Annotated in this window: 15 protein-coding genes; 6 read left to right on the forward strand and 9 right to left on the reverse strand. The window is 27.4% G+C overall.

Annotated features, from left to right (window positions below; all coding sequences use genetic code 11):
* The first annotated feature begins 107 nt into the window (after positions 1-107).
* Together ACZ5RS_RS01700 and ACZ5RS_RS01705 are read left to right on the forward strand one after the other, a co-directional pair.
* On the forward strand, positions 108-1,106 hold the full coding sequence (locus ACZ5RS_RS01700) for a hypothetical protein (protein WP_464637144.1): 999 nt from the start codon (positions 108-110) through the stop codon (positions 1,104-1,106).
* 65 nt (positions 1,107-1,171) lie between these two features.
* Positions 1,172-1,525 carry a hypothetical protein gene (locus tag ACZ5RS_RS01705; protein WP_464637145.1) on the forward strand — a complete coding sequence of 118 codons (354 nt, stop codon included), beginning with the start codon at positions 1,172-1,174 and terminating at the stop codon, positions 1,523-1,525.
* An 82-nt stretch (positions 1,526-1,607) separates the two neighbouring features.
* On the opposite strand, the gene ACZ5RS_RS01710 is transcribed toward ACZ5RS_RS01705, so the two are convergent.
* The 3 genes from ACZ5RS_RS01710 to ACZ5RS_RS01720 form a co-directional block, all read right to left on the reverse strand.
* Positions 1,608-2,201: a hypothetical protein gene (locus ACZ5RS_RS01710; RefSeq protein WP_464637146.1), complete on the reverse strand. Its 594-nt coding sequence runs from the start codon at positions 2,199-2,201 to the stop codon at positions 1,608-1,610.
* A gap of 51 nt (positions 2,202-2,252) precedes the next feature.
* Positions 2,253-2,738 (reverse strand): DUF4468 domain-containing protein, encoded by a 486-nt coding sequence (locus tag ACZ5RS_RS01715; RefSeq protein ID WP_464637147.1) that lies wholly within the window; start codon positions 2,736-2,738, stop codon positions 2,253-2,255.
* Positions 2,739-3,131: 393 nt separating this feature from the next.
* Positions 3,132-4,199 (reverse strand): alpha/beta hydrolase, encoded by a 1,068-nt coding sequence (locus tag ACZ5RS_RS01720; RefSeq protein WP_464637148.1) that lies wholly within the window; start codon positions 4,197-4,199, stop codon positions 3,132-3,134.
* A 315-nt stretch (positions 4,200-4,514) separates the two neighbouring features.
* Here ACZ5RS_RS01720 and ACZ5RS_RS01725 point away from each other — a divergent pair, with 315 nt between their 5' ends.
* Positions 4,515-5,396 (forward strand): AraC family transcriptional regulator, encoded by an 882-nt coding sequence (locus ACZ5RS_RS01725; RefSeq protein WP_464637149.1) that lies wholly within the window; start codon positions 4,515-4,517, stop codon positions 5,394-5,396.
* A 40-nt stretch (positions 5,397-5,436) separates the two neighbouring features.
* Here ACZ5RS_RS01725 and ACZ5RS_RS01730 read toward each other — a convergent pair whose 3' ends face one another.
* Positions 5,437-6,345, reverse strand: a complete 909-nt coding sequence (locus tag ACZ5RS_RS01730) for an aldo/keto reductase (RefSeq protein WP_464637150.1) — start codon at positions 6,343-6,345, stop codon at positions 5,437-5,439.
* Positions 6,346-6,628: 283 nt separating this feature from the next.
* Between ACZ5RS_RS01730 and ACZ5RS_RS01735 the strand changes: the two genes are divergently transcribed.
* Both ACZ5RS_RS01735 and ACZ5RS_RS01740 read left to right on the forward strand, forming a co-directional pair.
* Positions 6,629-7,387 (forward strand): NERD domain-containing protein, encoded by a 759-nt coding sequence (locus ACZ5RS_RS01735; protein WP_464637151.1) that lies wholly within the window; start codon positions 6,629-6,631, stop codon positions 7,385-7,387.
* 114 nt (positions 7,388-7,501) lie between these two features.
* A complete protein-coding gene (locus ACZ5RS_RS01740; RefSeq protein WP_464637152.1) occupies positions 7,502-8,701 on the forward strand; it encodes a glycosyltransferase in 1,200 nt (399 codons plus the stop codon).
* 5 nt (positions 8,702-8,706) lie between these two features.
* Here ACZ5RS_RS01740 and ACZ5RS_RS01745 read toward each other — a convergent pair whose 3' ends face one another.
* Complete coding sequence (locus ACZ5RS_RS01745; protein WP_464637153.1) at positions 8,707-9,540, reverse strand: AraC family transcriptional regulator; 834 nt, start codon at positions 9,538-9,540, stop codon at positions 8,707-8,709.
* A 219-nt stretch (positions 9,541-9,759) separates the two neighbouring features.
* Here ACZ5RS_RS01745 and ACZ5RS_RS01750 point away from each other — a divergent pair, with 219 nt between their 5' ends.
* On the forward strand, positions 9,760-12,999 hold the full coding sequence (locus ACZ5RS_RS01750; RefSeq protein ID WP_464637154.1) for a DUF5107 domain-containing protein: 3,240 nt from the start codon (positions 9,760-9,762) through the stop codon (positions 12,997-12,999).
* Between the two features lie 93 nt (positions 13,000-13,092).
* Here the strand turns inward: ACZ5RS_RS01750 and ACZ5RS_RS01755 are convergent, their stop codons facing one another.
* The 4 genes from ACZ5RS_RS01755 to ACZ5RS_RS01770 all read right to left on the reverse strand — a co-directional run bounded on the left by ACZ5RS_RS01755 (position 13,093) and on the right by ACZ5RS_RS01770 (position 17,666).
* Positions 13,093-13,977 (reverse strand): aldose epimerase family protein, encoded by an 885-nt coding sequence (locus ACZ5RS_RS01755; RefSeq protein WP_464637155.1) that lies wholly within the window; start codon positions 13,975-13,977, stop codon positions 13,093-13,095.
* Positions 13,978-14,115: 138 nt separating this feature from the next.
* Complete coding sequence (locus ACZ5RS_RS01760) at positions 14,116-15,120, reverse strand: substrate-binding domain-containing protein (protein WP_464637156.1); 1,005 nt, start codon at positions 15,118-15,120, stop codon at positions 14,116-14,118.
* A gap of 43 nt (positions 15,121-15,163) precedes the next feature.
* Entirely contained in the window at positions 15,164-16,159 is a 996-nt protein-coding gene (locus ACZ5RS_RS01765; protein ID WP_464637157.1) for an ABC transporter permease, read from the reverse strand.
* A gap of 1 nt (position 16,160) precedes the next feature.
* Complete coding sequence (locus tag ACZ5RS_RS01770; protein WP_464637158.1) at positions 16,161-17,666, reverse strand: sugar ABC transporter ATP-binding protein; 1,506 nt, start codon at positions 17,664-17,666, stop codon at positions 16,161-16,163.
* Between the last annotated feature and the right edge of the window lie 17 nt (positions 17,667-17,683).

Below are 17,683 nucleotides of genomic sequence, written 5' to 3' on the forward strand. Positions count from 1 at the left end.
TATAAACACATTGCCTATAATTTATCATTTAGGAATACAAAAGAGTATTACAAGCCTTTTTATATCCTATATAAGTATTATATATACAAATTAATTAGGGGGAAAGAATGGCTTTCCTATACTCAAACTTTTCATTAGATAAGGTATGTATAAAATTTGATAAACTTTGTAATCCTTCTAAAGATAGTAATTATATTATTCAAAAAGTAAGCAATATAAATGAAAATTTCTCACATAACAGTAATATAAACTCAAGTTTTAGAATTGGTAATTTAAGTAATGGCAAGAATAGACAACTAAGAATTTGTGAAAATTTGAAAGAAAGCACAACAACAATAAGTGGTAGTTTAAGTAAATTTGAAAATGGTAACAATCTTAATACTATTTCTATGGACTCAATTCCTATTCTTTTATTGAGTATTGGCAAGGAGTTAGGTTTTAATTCTACTACCATACTTAAAGGAGTGCTTATAAAAGAATTAGAATATTGTTTATCTTTAGAGGTTAAACAACCTGTAACAGAATATCTCAATGCTATGCTAGAAATGAAGGGACAATGCAAATGTGTAAATTATGGTTCAAATAAAAAAAACTTACCAAAAGAAACAAAAATTTATAAAACAGGTTCATGGTCTTTTATTGGATATGATAAAGTTCAAGAAATGAAAATCAATTCAACACCTTTACCACAACAATGGGAAAACAAATATATACTTAGACTTGAAAAGAAACTTAAGTCTAGAAAGGCTATAAGAGGCCTTCTATGTAAAGATATTCAAGTAAGGGATATATCATCAACAGCTTTTAAAAAAGCATGCATAGAGGATTTTATGAAGAGTTATAATAAAATTGCAATAATTGGAAATATTCCAAAGAATATAGATTTAACAAAATTATCTGAATTGGATTGTTTAAGAATGGAAAACCCTAGAAGAGCATTAGCTATTAATGAAATGCGATATAAAGAAGGCAAAATACAGAAAGCAAATTATTACAATCAAAAGAAAAGAATACTATATCTAGCAAAAGAAAAAACTATTAAAATATCAGAGGAACTCAATCCTAAAATTAAGGAAATTGAAAAGAACTTTATATTAGGTCTATAACAAGGTAAATATAGTCTACTTTAAATGGACTAATAGAAAATAAGCAAATACAAAGGAGGTAATCAATGGGAAGAAAAAAGATTGAAATAAACAAAGAAGAATTTGAAGAACTATGCAAAATGATGTGCACTAGGCAAGAATTATGCAACTTCTTTAAGATTGCTCCTAGTACTCTAATAGGTTGGTGTAAAAGAACCTATGGTGGTGATTTTCAAACAGTATATAAAAGGTTTTCAGAGTATGGAAAAAGAAGTATAAGAAGAAACCAATTCAAACTTTGTGAACATAATTCAAGTATGGCTATATGGCTAGGTAAACAATATCTAGGACAAAGAGATTTTGACAGAGAGAAACAAACAGAAAAAGACAATGGATTACTTGAAGAATTTGCTGAAATACTTAAAGACCTTAAAGAATAAGAGTCCTCCTTGTTCACTTATCATCATATAAAAAGGTTTAACCTTCCCACTATCCTATTAATTTAGAATAGTGGGTTTTTATTTAAAATACAGTAGATTGAAAATTATTAATTTTTTCTTCAACTAAATCATTTTTATCTGATTCATACTCCAAATAAAGAATTAAAGTAGACAAATCGTTTGCCCCAACTATTAATCTAACATTTTTTAAAGGTTCTTGAGATTTTAAATTCCATTCAGATCCATAAACTCGATCTCCGTAAGCAATAGATTGAGCCCAATTATCATCACTCTTCCAGAAACTATTAGATTTCAAATTGTCTACCATTTTGGTAGGTTCACCATAACTTTTTCCAATTTGACTTTTTATTGTTTCAAAATCTGATTTAATACTAGCCCCTTTATACACAGAATATTCATCTGAAAAAGTTTGAATTTTATACAACCCATATTCATCATCAAAACTACAGTAGTAAGTAGTAAAAGTTGGATGTTTCTTTGAAGGTATAACAATATAAGACCTTGAAGGTCCTTTAATAACAATATCATCTAAGTTGATAGTTGCACCAGCATTTATGCATTGCTCTACACTCCAACCCATTTCCAAACCAAAAGGCCCAGCAAATAAAGGAACATTAATAGCTATGAATAATATTAAAATACTATATTTTTTCATTATTACCTCTTTCTATTTTATAAATTCAAGTAGTTAAACACTTATGGAAGTTTACCAATCTAAATTATCTTGATTTAGTGATATAGCCTTTTCATATGAAGGGATAAAATCAGTTCTAACCCAATCAACAAATAAATCATAGTTAATACTTGAAAATCTTCCAGTTGTAACATTCCCACTCATATTTACAACAATTGTCATTCCACTAAAAGAAAATCGACTCTTCCCATCTTTAATATCAATTCTTAATTTCCAAGTCGTATCGGTAGGCAAAGAAAAAGCTCCTACAGGTAAATTTGCATTAATTTTACCAATAATTACACCTTTTTCTTTATCTGAATATTCAATCACAGAATTTGCATTTTTAAAGGTTGAAACTAACCAATCATTTGTTTCTAAGAATATTTCATCATTACTCATACTAGGGAGTTCAATAACTTGTTGGTATTGATTTTCTTCTTCTGTTAATTTTGAAGAAGAAGCACAACTTGTAAATAAAATTAATACAGCTAAAACACCTAAAATCCATTTTTTCATAAAACAATCTCCTAAATTTTTTACTATTATTTAATATTATTCTTTAATATTACCTTATTCAAGAGGTAAGGTAACTATTTAAATTAATTGAATAATTCACTAACAATAAAAATGTGCCAAAGAATGTGCCAAAAAAAGAACATTTAATAATGATTAATAATAGTAATAGATAGCAAAAGAACTTGATATAAGTTTAGAGTAAATATATAATAAGAGTAAGTAATAGCATTTCTTTACATGATAAGTAATTAGACTCATAATCCGTGGGTCGTAGGTTCAAGTCCTACTGGGCCCATAATGACTCTTATTGATTTATTCAATAAGAGTTTTTTTATACCAAAAAAAAATGCATAGTTAGAATTTTCAACCATGCATTATTAAATATCAATAATACTAATTTAAATACTCAGTAAAAAATGATTCAATCTTATCAAATGGAATCATATCTTCTCTATCATATAAATCTATATGTCTTGCACCAGGGATTATTACTAATTCTTTTGGATCTGCTGCTCTTTCATATGCTTCTTCAGTATAATATCGAGAATGAGCATTTTCTCCCATAATAAATAAAATAGGACGTGGTGAAATAGAATCAATATAACTTAATAATGGGAAGTTCATAAAAGAGATTGCACTTGTTAAGGTAAAATTATCTACTGTATTTGGATGCCAACCTCTCTCTGTTCCATAGTATTCAAAGAATTCATCCATTACTGGAGGAAGCCCTTCTGGAACACCAGGAGCTGGGCCATCAGTTGGCCAACCACCTTGAGGCATTGCTGGATATCCATTTTCAAAATCTACCCAACGTTGTTCTCCAAGAGATTTTAATGTTTTCTCTCTTTGCTCATCACTAATATAGTATCCAAGGCCATAACGGGTCATACTACTAATATCGTACATACTAGCTGTTACAATAGCTTTAATTCTATAATCAACTTCAGCAGCTGTTAGTGCGAAACCACCGCTACCGCAAATACCAATAGCACCAATTTTTTCTCTATCAACAAAATCTAATGAACCTAAAAAATCTACTCCTGCACTAAAATCTTCTACAAAGAAGTCTGGGGAAGAAACATCTCTTGGCTCTCCACCACTCTCTCCATTAAATGATTCATCGAAAGCAATAGCTACATAACCTCTTTCAGCCATGTTCATTGCATATATCCCTGCCCCTTGTTCTTTTACTCCACCATATGGAGTACCAATTATTACTGCAGGATATTTTTGAGTTTTATCAATGTTCTTTGGTAAAAACATATGAGCGGCAATATCAATACCATAACGGTTCTTATATTGAACAGCTTCTAAGGTTACAGTATCTCTTAATTCATATGTTAAATACATTGAATCTACATCCGTTATCATCCTTTGGTCTTCTTGAGTTAAAGTGCTACAACCGGACATTACAACTACAAAGAAAGATACAGATAAAATAAAAGTTAATACTTTTTTCATTTTAATCTCCTTAATTTCAACTAAAGTGAAAATCTATAAAAATTTGAGATATAGCATAGAAAATTAGATTTTAAAAGTTGCATAAACAATCTAAAATTTTTAGATTATAAATAATTTTATCTAAAGCTCTACACTAAAAAAATAAACTATCAAAGGTTTTTATTTTATCTAAATACTAATAATCAAATTATCATTTTGGAATATACAATCCATCTTATATTTTGCCTATTTTTACATTTTTTACACTTTATATGTTTATTTTTTTTAAAATATATGCATAATAAGATTAATTTTAAAAAAATTGGAATTTAAGTTATGAAAGAAAATATAGATACAATGAAAGAACTCTTATTAAAAGAATTACCAAAAGAAAAGTTTTTAATAACGAATATAAAGGATGTAGCAATCTTTAGAGTTGATAATCCACATAAGAAAAAACCAGAATTATATAGACCCTTTATAATTTTATTAGCACAAGGAGAAAAAAGAATTTTCTTAGGAAATAAAACATATATTTATGATTCTAAACATTACTATGTTCAATCAATTCCTTTACCAATTGAATGTGAAACAATTGTTGAAAAAGATAAACCAATGCTAGGAGTTGCTATTAGAATTGATCCTCAAATGATTAGTGAAATTCTTTTCGAAATTAACTCTAGTGTTCCAACAAATAAAAAAATTTATAATTCTCTATATGATGCTGAAATTACTGATGATATTCTTGAAGCAACTAATCGACTATTAAAAACTTTAGACTCTGAAAATGATTCTAAAATATTAGGTCCTATCTACTTAAAAGAAATACTATATAAAATACTAAGTGGTGATAATGGCGAAATACTAAGAGAACTTGTTATAAATAATAGAGGATTTTTTCAAATTGCAAGAATTATCAATAAAATACATGAAGACTGTTCTCAAACCTTTGATATACAAGAATTAGCAAAAGAAGCAGGTATGAGTTCAACGGCATTTCATACTGCTTTCAAAGCTATGACAAACACTTCCCCTTTGCAATACATAAAAAATATTAGATTGCATAAAGCAAAAGAGCTTATAAAAAATACTGGCGAAAAAGCAAATATAGCTGCTAGATTAGTTGGTTATGAAAGCTCCTCACAATTTAGCAGGGAATATAAACGCTGCTTTGGAGTCTCTCCAACCACTGATAAACAAACCTATACAACAAATTAATATCTGTTTTCTCGCCATTATAATATCAAAAAGGTTTAAATTATTTATTCTTTTTTGGTTTAATCATTGAAATCATTGATTTTAAATTAAGTTTACCACCATATACTGGCATCATGCTAGCTTCTCCGTAATCCTTAATTTTTTCAACATTTTTCAATGTTTCCATATCCTCAGCTTCAATAACAAAGTTTAGATCAGCATTGTTTTTCATGTGATTTGGATTTGCAGTTTTAGGTAATGGCAAAAGACCTAATTGAAGATCATAACGAATACATAATTGAGGAATTGAAACTTTATATTTTCCAGCAATTGCTGCAACTTCTTTATTCTTGAGTAATTCTCCATGTGCAACAGGTGAATATGCTTCAACTAAAATATCTTTATCTTGAGTATATTTTATTAAATCAAATGGAGTATTACTTACGTGAGCTAAAATTTGATTAACCATAGGCTTTGTTGAACTATTATTTATAATATTATCTAAATCTTGTTCTTCAAAATTTGAAAGACCAATAGCTCTTAATTTACCAGCTTTATAAGCTTCTTCTAAAGCTCTCCAAGCTTCAAGATTACCTTCAAAAAATCTATCACTCTCTCTAAATTTAGTCCAAGGTTGTGGACTATGAATAATCATCATATCAATATAATCAAGATTCATTTTCTTAAGAGATTTATCAATTGACTCTACTGCTTTTTTATAAGATTTTACTTCTGCAGCAAGTTTAGTTGTTACAAAAAGATCTGCTCTTTTAACCCCGCAATCGTTGATTGCAAGACCAACACCTTTCTCATTTCTATAAGCTTGAGCTGTATCTATATGTCTGTATCCAATTTTAATAGCTTCTTTGACAGCGCCTGTTACATCTTTATCATTAATAAACCAAGTACCCAGGCCAAGTTTTGGAATTTTAACTCCATTTGAAAGAGTATAATATTCTTCTAAAATCATATTAATTATCTCCTTTATAATTCTAGTTTCTATTAAAAATATATTAAGAAAAGTATATTAATTAAATATCTATTTTAACATATAGTTTGCCTATTATTACATTTTTTAATTAAATTATAGTTATATTTTATCGAATATATGCACAATTTCAATAAAAAATTTATATATTAATTATAAAAAAGCAAATTATAACATTATTAATACTTAAATTAATTCATTTGCAATACCAAAAAAATCCTTTATTATATATTTTATAGTTTTTTAACTATAAAAGGTCTCTATTATGAATTTTATATTAATACTTATATTCATCTTTTTTATTTTTTATATTCTATATGAAAAACACAATAACCCGATTATTAAAGGAAAAAAAGGTGAAGCAAAAGTTGCAAATATCCTAAAAAAATTAAATTCAAAAAAATATATTATAATAAATAATTTAACTATAAAAAATAATTTTGGAAGTACCCAAATTGATCATATTATAATTTCTATTTATGGAATTTTTGTTATAGAGACAAAAAATTATAGTGGATGGATTTTTGGCGATGAAAGAAATGCCTATTGGACTCAAGTAATATTTAATGAGAGAAACAATTTTAGAAATCCTATAAAACAAAATTACTCACATATTTATACCATAAAAAATTTTCTAAAATCAAATTTTGAGTATAATAATATACCCTTTTATTCAATAATTGTTTTTACAGGAGATGCAACATTAAAAAATATAATTTCTACAACTCCAGTAATTTACACCCATGAATTACTAAGAACTATCATAAAAAATAAAAAACCATATTTAACAATTGAAAATACTAAAAAAATTGCATCTGAATTAAAACTTATGGCAAAAAAACAAAATATAAAACAAAGCACTCATAAGAAAAATATTCAAAAAAATTTAAATCACAGACACGCTTTATCACAGAAATTAATCTGTCCAAATTGTGGTGCAAAATTAATACTTCGTACTGGAAAATATGGAAAATTTTACGGCTGCTCAAATTATCCAAAATGTAGATATACAAAAAATATATAAGCATTTTGCTAGTTCCAATCATTTATGTATGATATTATTTTTAAAATAAAAGAAACTAAAAATACTATTATCAATCATAATTTTTTATAAATATTATTTAAGGGGGAAAAACTTATGAATTTATTAATACCAATATTTTCACCTCCTACAGGATCTTGGGGAAGTCTCACAAGATTAATGGCTATAGCAAATAAATTTATCAAAGAAGGACATTCAATTGCTTTTTGTGCCTCTGGATATGTAAAAGAAACTTTAATTGAGAAAGGGTTTAAAACTTATGAAATCCCAGAAATGACAATATTAAGTTTACCAAAATTCTTATCAAATATTATTAGTAAAAGGTCAAAAAATTTATCTCCACCTGCTAAGAAAGGACGTGCTGTTGGAAATATTTGGCTATTATTTAATTTTACAGGATATAACAAAACAAAAAGTATTTTAAAATTAGTTAAATCAGAAATTGAAACAATAAAAGAATTTAAGCCAGATGCTATATTAACAGAAATGGAATTAGCCTCTTATGTTAGTGCATATATTATGAATATACCAATGATTACTACATACGCAAAAATTTCTAGTAATGGGAAAGATTCCTTTTTCTATAAAAAAATCAAAAGAAGAATAAATAGAGTATTAAAAAAATATTCAATCAAAGATCATATTGAACCTTACGAACTCGCTTTTGGGAAAAATGTATTAAAATTAATACCTTCAATCCCTAAATTAGACACAACAGACTCTAACGAAATGGATGTTTGTTATACTGGGAATTTATTAGAACCAATTCAAAAAACTAAAATAAAATTTATACCAGAGCCTAACAAAAAATATATATTTTGCTATTTTGGTACAGGCTCTATAAACATCCCAACAGTAATAAAAATTTTACCTAAAGTAATTAATAAAATGAAAAATACAGTTTGCTATGTAGCTTCCCAATCAATTTGTAAAGAATTTAATATCAAAAATATTTATTTTGTAAAATATGTTCAAGCTTCAGAAATTTTACCCCATTGTAAAGTTACAATTTGCCATGGAGGTTTAAATACCATAACCCAATCTCTTGAAGCAGGAGTTCCATTAATTATTTCCCCAGGAGCTATTTTTGAAAGACGATTTAATGCTCAAAAAGTTGCAGAAGCAAAAGGTGGATATATGGGAGAATTAACTGACTTTAATGAAAAATGGATAACTGAAAAAATTGGAAGTTTAAATAAGCTAGATGTTAATAGATTAAAAAAAGAATTTCATAAATATCATGGAATTGATACCGCATATAATAAAATAATTGATTGGATAAATTCAAAAAATTAATTAACTTATTTATTTATCTGTCTAAATTTTGATGGCGATATTTTTACAATTTTTTTAAAAGAACTAGAAAAAGCACTCTCTGTTTTAAAACCGCAAATATATATAATTTCTTTAATTGATTTATTGGAAGTCGATAGATAAAATTTTGCTGCATTTATTCTAGAATTAATTATAAATTCATGAGGAGTATATCCTACCTCCTTATAAAACGTTCTAATAAAATGATATTTTGACATATAAGCTCTTTTCGCTAATTCATCAATTGTAATATTTTTATTTAAATTATTGTTTATATAACCAACAATAGTTTGAAAAGGATTCTCTTGAGATTCAACATTTTCTTCAATCAAAAACTCACTTAAAATATCAACAATTAATTTATTTATTAAAGCTTCATTACTTCCATTATTATATTTTAAACAATCAATTATTTTTTTCATATTTTCAAAAGTATTAGCAGTATTGATTAATTCTTTATAACCTTGAGTCTTATGATAAATTTGATTATACCAATCCATAGCTAATTTGCCATTAAAATGAACCCAAAATATTTTCCAACCAGTATGAGTACCATATTCATGAGGCTTATTACAATCAATTAAAGTAATAGAGTTTTGCTTGATATAATTAATCTTATTATCAACTTTATAAAAACCTCTACCCTTAATAACATAAATTAATAGAAAACTATAATAATTATTTCTTTTTACTAGGTAATGATTATCGCAAGAAAAGTTCCCACAACAAATGATATTAAAATACATTTTTTGTGATAATTGACTAGGATTATGGAAAAATATTTCTGATTCTTTCAATACACCTTTTTCATTAACTTTCATTTTTATTATTTCTCGCAATATATTAAAATTTTTTAAAAATTACTTTTTTATTAATTTATCATATATCTTAATAGAATACAATAAATTACAATTTTTAAATAAAATTTAAGCCACAAAAATTTAAATAGAAAAATAGCAATTTTTTGAAATATTTTAGCAATTATAAATATTTATTTCTCACTAACTTAATGGTAAATTATTATTGATGGAGGATTTTTAATGAATAATTCTAAAATATGGAAAGAAATGATTACAATACCCACTTATGGGATTGGAAAAGAAAATAAAAACCCTATGTTTTTTGAAAAAAGAACATATCAAGCTTCTAGTGGTAAAGTGTATCCCTACCCAATAATTGATACACTAACTAATAAAAAACAAGATAAAGAATATATTGGTATATATCTTGAAAATGATTATATAAAAGTTTTAATTTTACCTGAAATTGGGGGAAAAATTCATCAAGCAATTGATAAAACAAATAACTATGATTTTGTTTATCATAATGAGGTAATTAAACCTGCACTAGTTGGATTACTTGGACCTTGGGTTTCTGGAGGAATTGAATTTAACTGGCCACAACATCACAGACCAACCACCTTTATGAAATGTGAATATGAAATAAAAGAAAACGAAGATGGAAGTGTAAGTGCAATTCTCTATGATTTTGATAGAATGAATGGAACAAATGTAGTTACTAGTTTTACTTTATACAAAGATAAAAGTTATATCAAAATTAATGCTAGATTATTTAACCCAACATGTGAAAATCAAACTTTCTTATGGTGGGCAAACCCTGCTGTAGCAGTAAATGATAATACTCAATCTATTTTTCCACCAGATGTAACAGCTGTTTATGATCATGGGAAAAGAGCTGTTTCAAAATTTCCTATTGCTACAGGTGAATATTATAAACATGATTATAAAATGGGTGTTGATATTTCTAGATATAAAAACATTCCTGTACCTACTAGCTATATGGCATATAAAAGTAAATATGACTTTGTAGGTAATTATGACTATGGAAAAAATGCTGGGTTATTACATGTAGCAGATCATCATATTTCTCCAGGCAAAAAACAATGGACTTGGGGTAATGGAGATTTTGGTCAAGCATGGGATAGAAACTTAACTGATAAAAATGGCCCATATATTGAATTAATGACTGGTGTATTTACAGATAACCAACCTGATTTTTCTTGGTTAAAACCATATGAAGAAAAAGAATTTAATCAATACTTTATGCCTTATAAAGAAATCGGTGCAGTTAAAAATGCTAACACTGATTATGTTTTAAATTTAGAAGTTGAAGAAAATACTGCAAGTTTTAAAATTTATTCTACAGGCGAAAATGAATGTATAGTTTCTTTAATTGGGGATAAAGTTTATTTTAATGAAAAAGTTCTACTCTCTCCAAATGATATTTTATCAAAATCAATTAAGGCTATTAGCTGTTCTAAAGAAGATTTAAAATTAATAATTTCAAATCTTGATGGTAAAGAATTGATTTGTTACCAAGAAGAAGAGACAGAATTAACACCTCTACCAAAACCACAAAAACCTGCTGAAGCACCAAAAGATATAAGAACAACTGAAGAATTATATTTAACAGGTCAACATATTGAACAATATAGACATGCTACATTTATAGCTGATGATTATTATCTTGAAGGTTTAAAAAGAGATGAGAATGATATTAGATGTAACATTGCTTATGGCTCTTTATTATTAAGAAGAGGTCAATTTGAAAAAGCTGAAAAACATTTTAAAACAGCTATAAAAAGATTAACCAAATTACATCCAAATCCATATGATAGCGAAGCTTATGTATATCTAGGATATGCCCTAAAATATCAAGAAAAATATGATGCAGCATATGAATATTTCTTTAAAGGAACCTGGATGCAAAGTGAAGCAGCAGTAGGTTTCTATGAAATTGCTATTTTAGAAACTAGAAAAAAAGAATATTTAAAAGCTCTTGAATTTGTAAATAAAGCATTACAATATAATACTAAGAATTATCTAGCTCGAGGCTTAAAAGTTCTTCTACTAATGAAACTAAATGAAGAAGAAAAAGCTAAAAAAGTAGCTAAAGAAAATTTAGAAGATAATAGTTTTGATTTTATTTCCTATTACTTATTAAGTTTAATGGATTCTTCAGTTATCTTTGATTTCACAAGAATTAATACCTTCTTAAGTATAAGTTCTTTCCTTGTAGATACTAAAAATGAAACTCTAGCTTTAGAATTACTAAATAAATGCAAATGTGAAAACATTATGATTGAATATTACAAAGCATATTGTTTAATAAAAGCTAATCTTGATGCTACAGCACAATTAGAAAATGCAAATAAAACAGCTATTAACAGTTTCTTTGCTAATGGAATTCAAGATGAAATTGTTTTAAATACAGTTATAAAAGCTGATCCTAATAATGATAAAGCTTTATATCTTTTAGGAAATATGCATTACAATAATATGAGATTTGAAGAAGCAAAAACTGTTTGGTCTAAATGTGCTGAAATTAATGATAATTTCTCATCAGTTCATAGAAACTTATCAATTATATTATTTAATAAATATAATGAAGTTGAAAAAGCTAAAGCAGAAATTGAAAAAGCCTTTAAATTAGATTCTACTGATTCAAGATTATTCTTTGAATTAGATCAAATGTATAAGAAAATTGGTAAATCAATTAACTTTAGATTAGATTTATATGAAAAATTTATAAATTTAGTTAAAGAAAGAAGTGATTTAAAATGTGAATATGCAACTCTATTAAATTTAAGTAAAAAACATAAAGAAGCATATGATTTTATCATGAGTAATATTTTTAATCCTTGGGAAGGAGGAGAAGGTAAAGTTTCAACTCAATATACTCTTGCTCTAAGAGAATTAGCAATTGAAGAAATTGAAAATAAAAATTATCAAAATGCTTTAGATCTTCTTTATCAAGCTCTTGTTTATCCTCACAACTTAGGGGAGGGCATCCTAGAGGGAAATAAATCTAATGATATTTACTACTATCTTGGAATAGCTTATCAAGGATTAAATAATGATAATAAAGCTAATGAATGTTTTGAAAAAGCAACACTTGGAAACAGTGAACCAGCAGGTATTCTTTATTATTATGACCAACCAGCAGATATGATTTATTATAAAGGACTTGCATTTAGGGCCTTAAACAATGAGCCTGAAGCTAGAAGTTGCTTTAATAAACTTATAGATTATGGTGAACAACATTACTTTGATCACATTAAATTAGATTATTTTGCAGTTTCATTACCAGATTTACAATTATTTGATGAAGATCTAGATAAGAAAAATAAAATTCATTGTAATTTCCTATTAGCTTTAGGTAATTTAGGAATGAATAATGAAAAATATAAAAAATACCTTAACCAAGCTTTAGAAGAAGATAATAGCCATTTCAGAGCTAAACTAATTTTGAAAGACTAAAAGCTTCTAAAAAATTACTAAATTACAGTTATATAAAGTGCTTAAAGAACAATATGTTTTTTAAGCACTCTTTTTATATTAAAAAAATTGTTGCTAATATTTTTCTATATCAAACTCAATTGAAAAAGAAAATTCTTCACCAGTTTTTAAAATTGGGCAGGCATTATTTTTTCTTGCAATATCTATTGAATCATAATAACCATTACTCATCTCAAGTGCAAAATTATAATCAGATCTAAATCCACCTTGAGTATTCCAAAATCCTAAATAAGGCAATTTTTTACTATCAAAAGATATTAAAAGTTTTACTCTTTCATTTTTATAATCGTAGCCAATTACCCCTTCTTTAAGAGGTTTTGTAAAATAAAACTTTTCACATTCATTTTTGTTTAATAAAGTAGGTTTTGATAAATCAATACTATTTTTTGCAATTGGATAATTTACACATTCATCTTGTTCAAATCGTGAGGATGGAAATACTATTTTTACCTCATTACAATCTTTTGGAGTAATTAATTCTATTGCGGGTTTGGAATCAACTAAACAATGAAAAGTATAGAAACCAGGGAAATCAAAATCACCAGTATTTTTTATAAAATAATCAATCTTAACACCATTTTTCTTTAGAGAAATTGTTTTTTTGTAATGATAAGGTAATATAACACTGTCATATTCTAGTTTAATCTTATCTCTCAAATTTATTGCTTTCATATTAGCAGACCAAATTTCACCATGATCTGGATAAGCTATTTTTTTGTTATCAAAGATTACTTCTTGAGCATCAATTGAGGGAAAAGTATCGTCAAAACCACAGGCTTCAAATAATGAAAAATCACTATAAACTTCAGCCTTACTATAATTAGTTTTTGGATTTTGAAATAAAAACTCAAACTGTTTTTCTTTATCAAAAATTGAACTTAATTTACCACCATGGTCAGTTAAACATTCTATACTAATATTATCATTTTCTAATTTCATAATTGCTCCTAAAAAAGTTTATAATCATAAATTTTATAAATCAATATTTATGCTTATAAAATTTTCTATTTATAAAATAAAAAAGAGGCTACAGTAAAAATACTGTAGCCATACATAACTTCAAATACTAATTAAATACTACATATATTCAGGCATGATAGCATTTAAATCATCATCTGGTTCAACAATTATAGCACCTGCAGCATATACTTCAGGAATTGCTGTTCCGTTTTGTAAATAATCCATCATTTGTTTTGCTGATGTACCACCTACATCTTTAGCAGAGAAATAAGCACAAGCTTTAAAAGGAGAAGATGCTTTAGCAAATTCTTCTGGTGCAAAATATCCACCTAAGCCAACACACATTGAGCCATCAACTAAACCTACAGCTTCTAGAGCACGAGCAGCACCTTGAGCACCATCATCAGATACACCTAAAATTAACCATTTTTTAATTTGTGGGTTACCAGCAATAACTGTTGATGCAGCTTCATTACCTTTTGCAGCTGTTGTATCGTGGTCAGCTCTAAATAATTTACCTTCACTTTCGAAATTAGGGAAAGCTTTTACAATTGTTTCATATTGACCATCAGTTCTTGGTACACAAGAAGAAACTGTATCAGCTGTTAAGAACATAATAGCAAAATCAGGATCATTAGCTAAATTGTTTTTGTTAATGTAATCTACAGACCATTCACCAACGCTTTTACCAATGTTATAAGCATCAATACCTACCCATGGTGCTAATTTGTTACCATTTTCATCTTGAAGAGCATCATCACAAGCAATAACAGGGATTCCAGCTTCTTTTAATTTATTTACTGCAGCTTTTGATAAGTTTTGGTCTGGAGTACATGTTAATACACCATCAACTTGTTGTGTAATAGCATTATCTAACATTTCCATATAACGAGCACCATCAAGACCTGCATCCATATACATGAATTTTCCACCAGCTTCTTCGATTACTTTTCTTGCAGCTTCACCTTCTTGTAAGAACCACTCTGCATCGCCCATCTTATAGATACCTGCAATAACTAATTGGTCATTTGCACTATCTTCTGAAGATCCCTGTGCAAAAATAGGTGCTACACTACACAAAACTACCATCAATGAAACTAATAATTTCCATTTTTTATTCATAAGAACTCCTTTTTATGTGGGCCTTTCCCACTATTAAACTTTTTTATCTATTTGCCTTAATTTCGGCTAATTCTTTCTTTCTTGCTGAACTCTTTCTTAATAAGTCAAAAGCTAAAGCTACAATCAACAATGAACCTTGAGCAACATTTTGCCAGAATACTTGAACATTCATCATAACAAGACCTGTATTAAAACATTGTAGAATTAACATACCAATAAAGGTACCAAGCATTGTTCCAACACCACCAGTAAATGCACAACCACCTAAAACCGCTGCTGTAACACCATCAAATTCAAGACCTACACAAGCTGAAGGTTGTCCAGAATTCATTCTTGCTGCTAAGAGAGCACCTGCTAAAGCTGCTAAAGCACCAGACATGATATATAATTTAAATATTGTTTTAGTTGGATTTAATCCTGCTAATCTTGCAGCATATGGATTTCCACCTTGTACATAAACACTTCTACCAAAATAAGTTTTCTTTAAAACATAACTAAATACAAAGAAAGCTATAATTAATAAAATAATTGGAAGAGTAATTTTACCAATAATTTTATAAGTTCCTAAATGGATAAATCCCATATCATTAATTGGAACAGCTTTACCATTACAAAGGATATAAGCTAAACCTCTGAAAATTGACATTGAAGCTAAAGTAGCAATAAAAGGTTCAATCTTTAAGAAATTGATAAATGACGCATTAACAACACCAACAACACAACCCATTAAAACAGTTAAAATTAATACTAAAACAGGATTCATACCTGTAGAAACTAATAAAGCTGCAAAAACACCTGAGAAAGCGGCTACAGAACCAGCAGATAAATCAATTTGATTTGCAATAATTAAATATGTTTCAGCAATTGCAATGAAACCCATTAAAGAACAAGTAACAAGAATGTTTACCAAGTTCTGCATAGTAAAATAATGCGAATTCAGAATTGAAAACAAAAATACTAATACTATTAAAGCAACGATCAATGTCATTTTATTAGCAAAATCAGATTTTTTGATTCTATTAACTAAACTATTATTCATTTTATTTTTCTTCCTTTTTATGACTAGCCATGGCTAATTTTAATACGCTCTCTTCTGTTGCATCTTTTCTAAGCAACTCACCTGAAATACGACCTTCTTTAACTACAACAATTCTATGACTTAAACCAATAACTTCTTGTAATTCAGAAGATATTACAATTACAGCCATTCCTAATTTTGCACAATCTTGAATAATATTATAAAATTCAGCTTTTGCACCAACATCTATACCTTTTGTTGGTTCATCCAAAATTAATACTTGAGGATTTGTTTCCAGCCATCTAGCTAAAATAACTTTTTGTTGATTTCCACCTGATAATTGAGAAATAATTTTTTGAGCATCTGGTGTTTTAATATTCAATTTCTTTATCTTTTCATTAGCAATTTCTAATTCTTTCTTTTCATTAATTGAACCAAATTTATTAAGTAATGATTTAAGAATTGAAATTGAAATATTACCTTGAACAGAAATATTTGGTAAAATTCCTTGATCCTTTCTATCTTCAGGAACAAGTGCAATTCCATAATTTATTGCTTGTTCAGGATTCTTAACTACAATAGGGTTACCATTTAAAAGTATTTCACCGCTCTTTACTTCATCTATACCAAAAACAGCATTCATAATTTCAGTTCTACCTGCTCCAACTAAGCCTGCAAAACCTAAAACTTCACCTTTTCTAGCTACAAAAGAAACATCATCAACATAGTCGGTAGTAACATTTTTAAATTCTAAACAAACATCTCCGATATCTTCATTTCTATCTAATTCATCAAAGATTTGACCTAATGGTCTACCAACCATCATACGAATTAATTCATCTTCAGTTACATCTTTTTGGTGTTTAACACCTACTAAGCAACCATCTTTAAAAACAATAACATCATCAGCAATCTCTGAGATTTCATTCATTCTATGAGAAACATAGAAAATAACCTTTCCCTCTTCTTTTAATTTTTCAATAATTGAAAAAAGAATTTTAATCTCTTTATCACTTAAAGCTGCAGTAGGTTCATCAAATGCAATAATCTCTGAATTACGATTAATAGCTTTCATGATTTCTATCATTTGTTGATAAGCAATGCTCAATTTACTTACTTTTTCATCAGGTTCAATATCAAGCCCAAATCTTTTTGAAATTTCAGCAGTTTTCTTATTCATTGTTTCATAGTCAATAAAACCATTACTCTTTCTAATCCAGTCTCCTAAAAATACATTTTCAGCAACTGTCATCTCTTTTAGAATTTGTCTTTCTTGATAAATAACACTAATACCATGCTTTAATGCATCTTTTGGATTTTCAAAATTACATTCTTCAGAATTAATTAATATTTGACCATTATCAGCTATATAATCTCCATTCATTATTTTTAATAAAGTAGATTTTCCTGCCCCATTTTCTCCAAGAAAGGCATATACTTTACCACTTACAGCAGTAAAGGATATATCGTCCAAAGCTTTTACTCCTGGAAAATATTTATTAATACCTCGAAATTCGACTGTGGTCATACACACTCCTCTTAATA

This window comes from Pleomorphochaeta caudata (assembly GCF_055395745.1).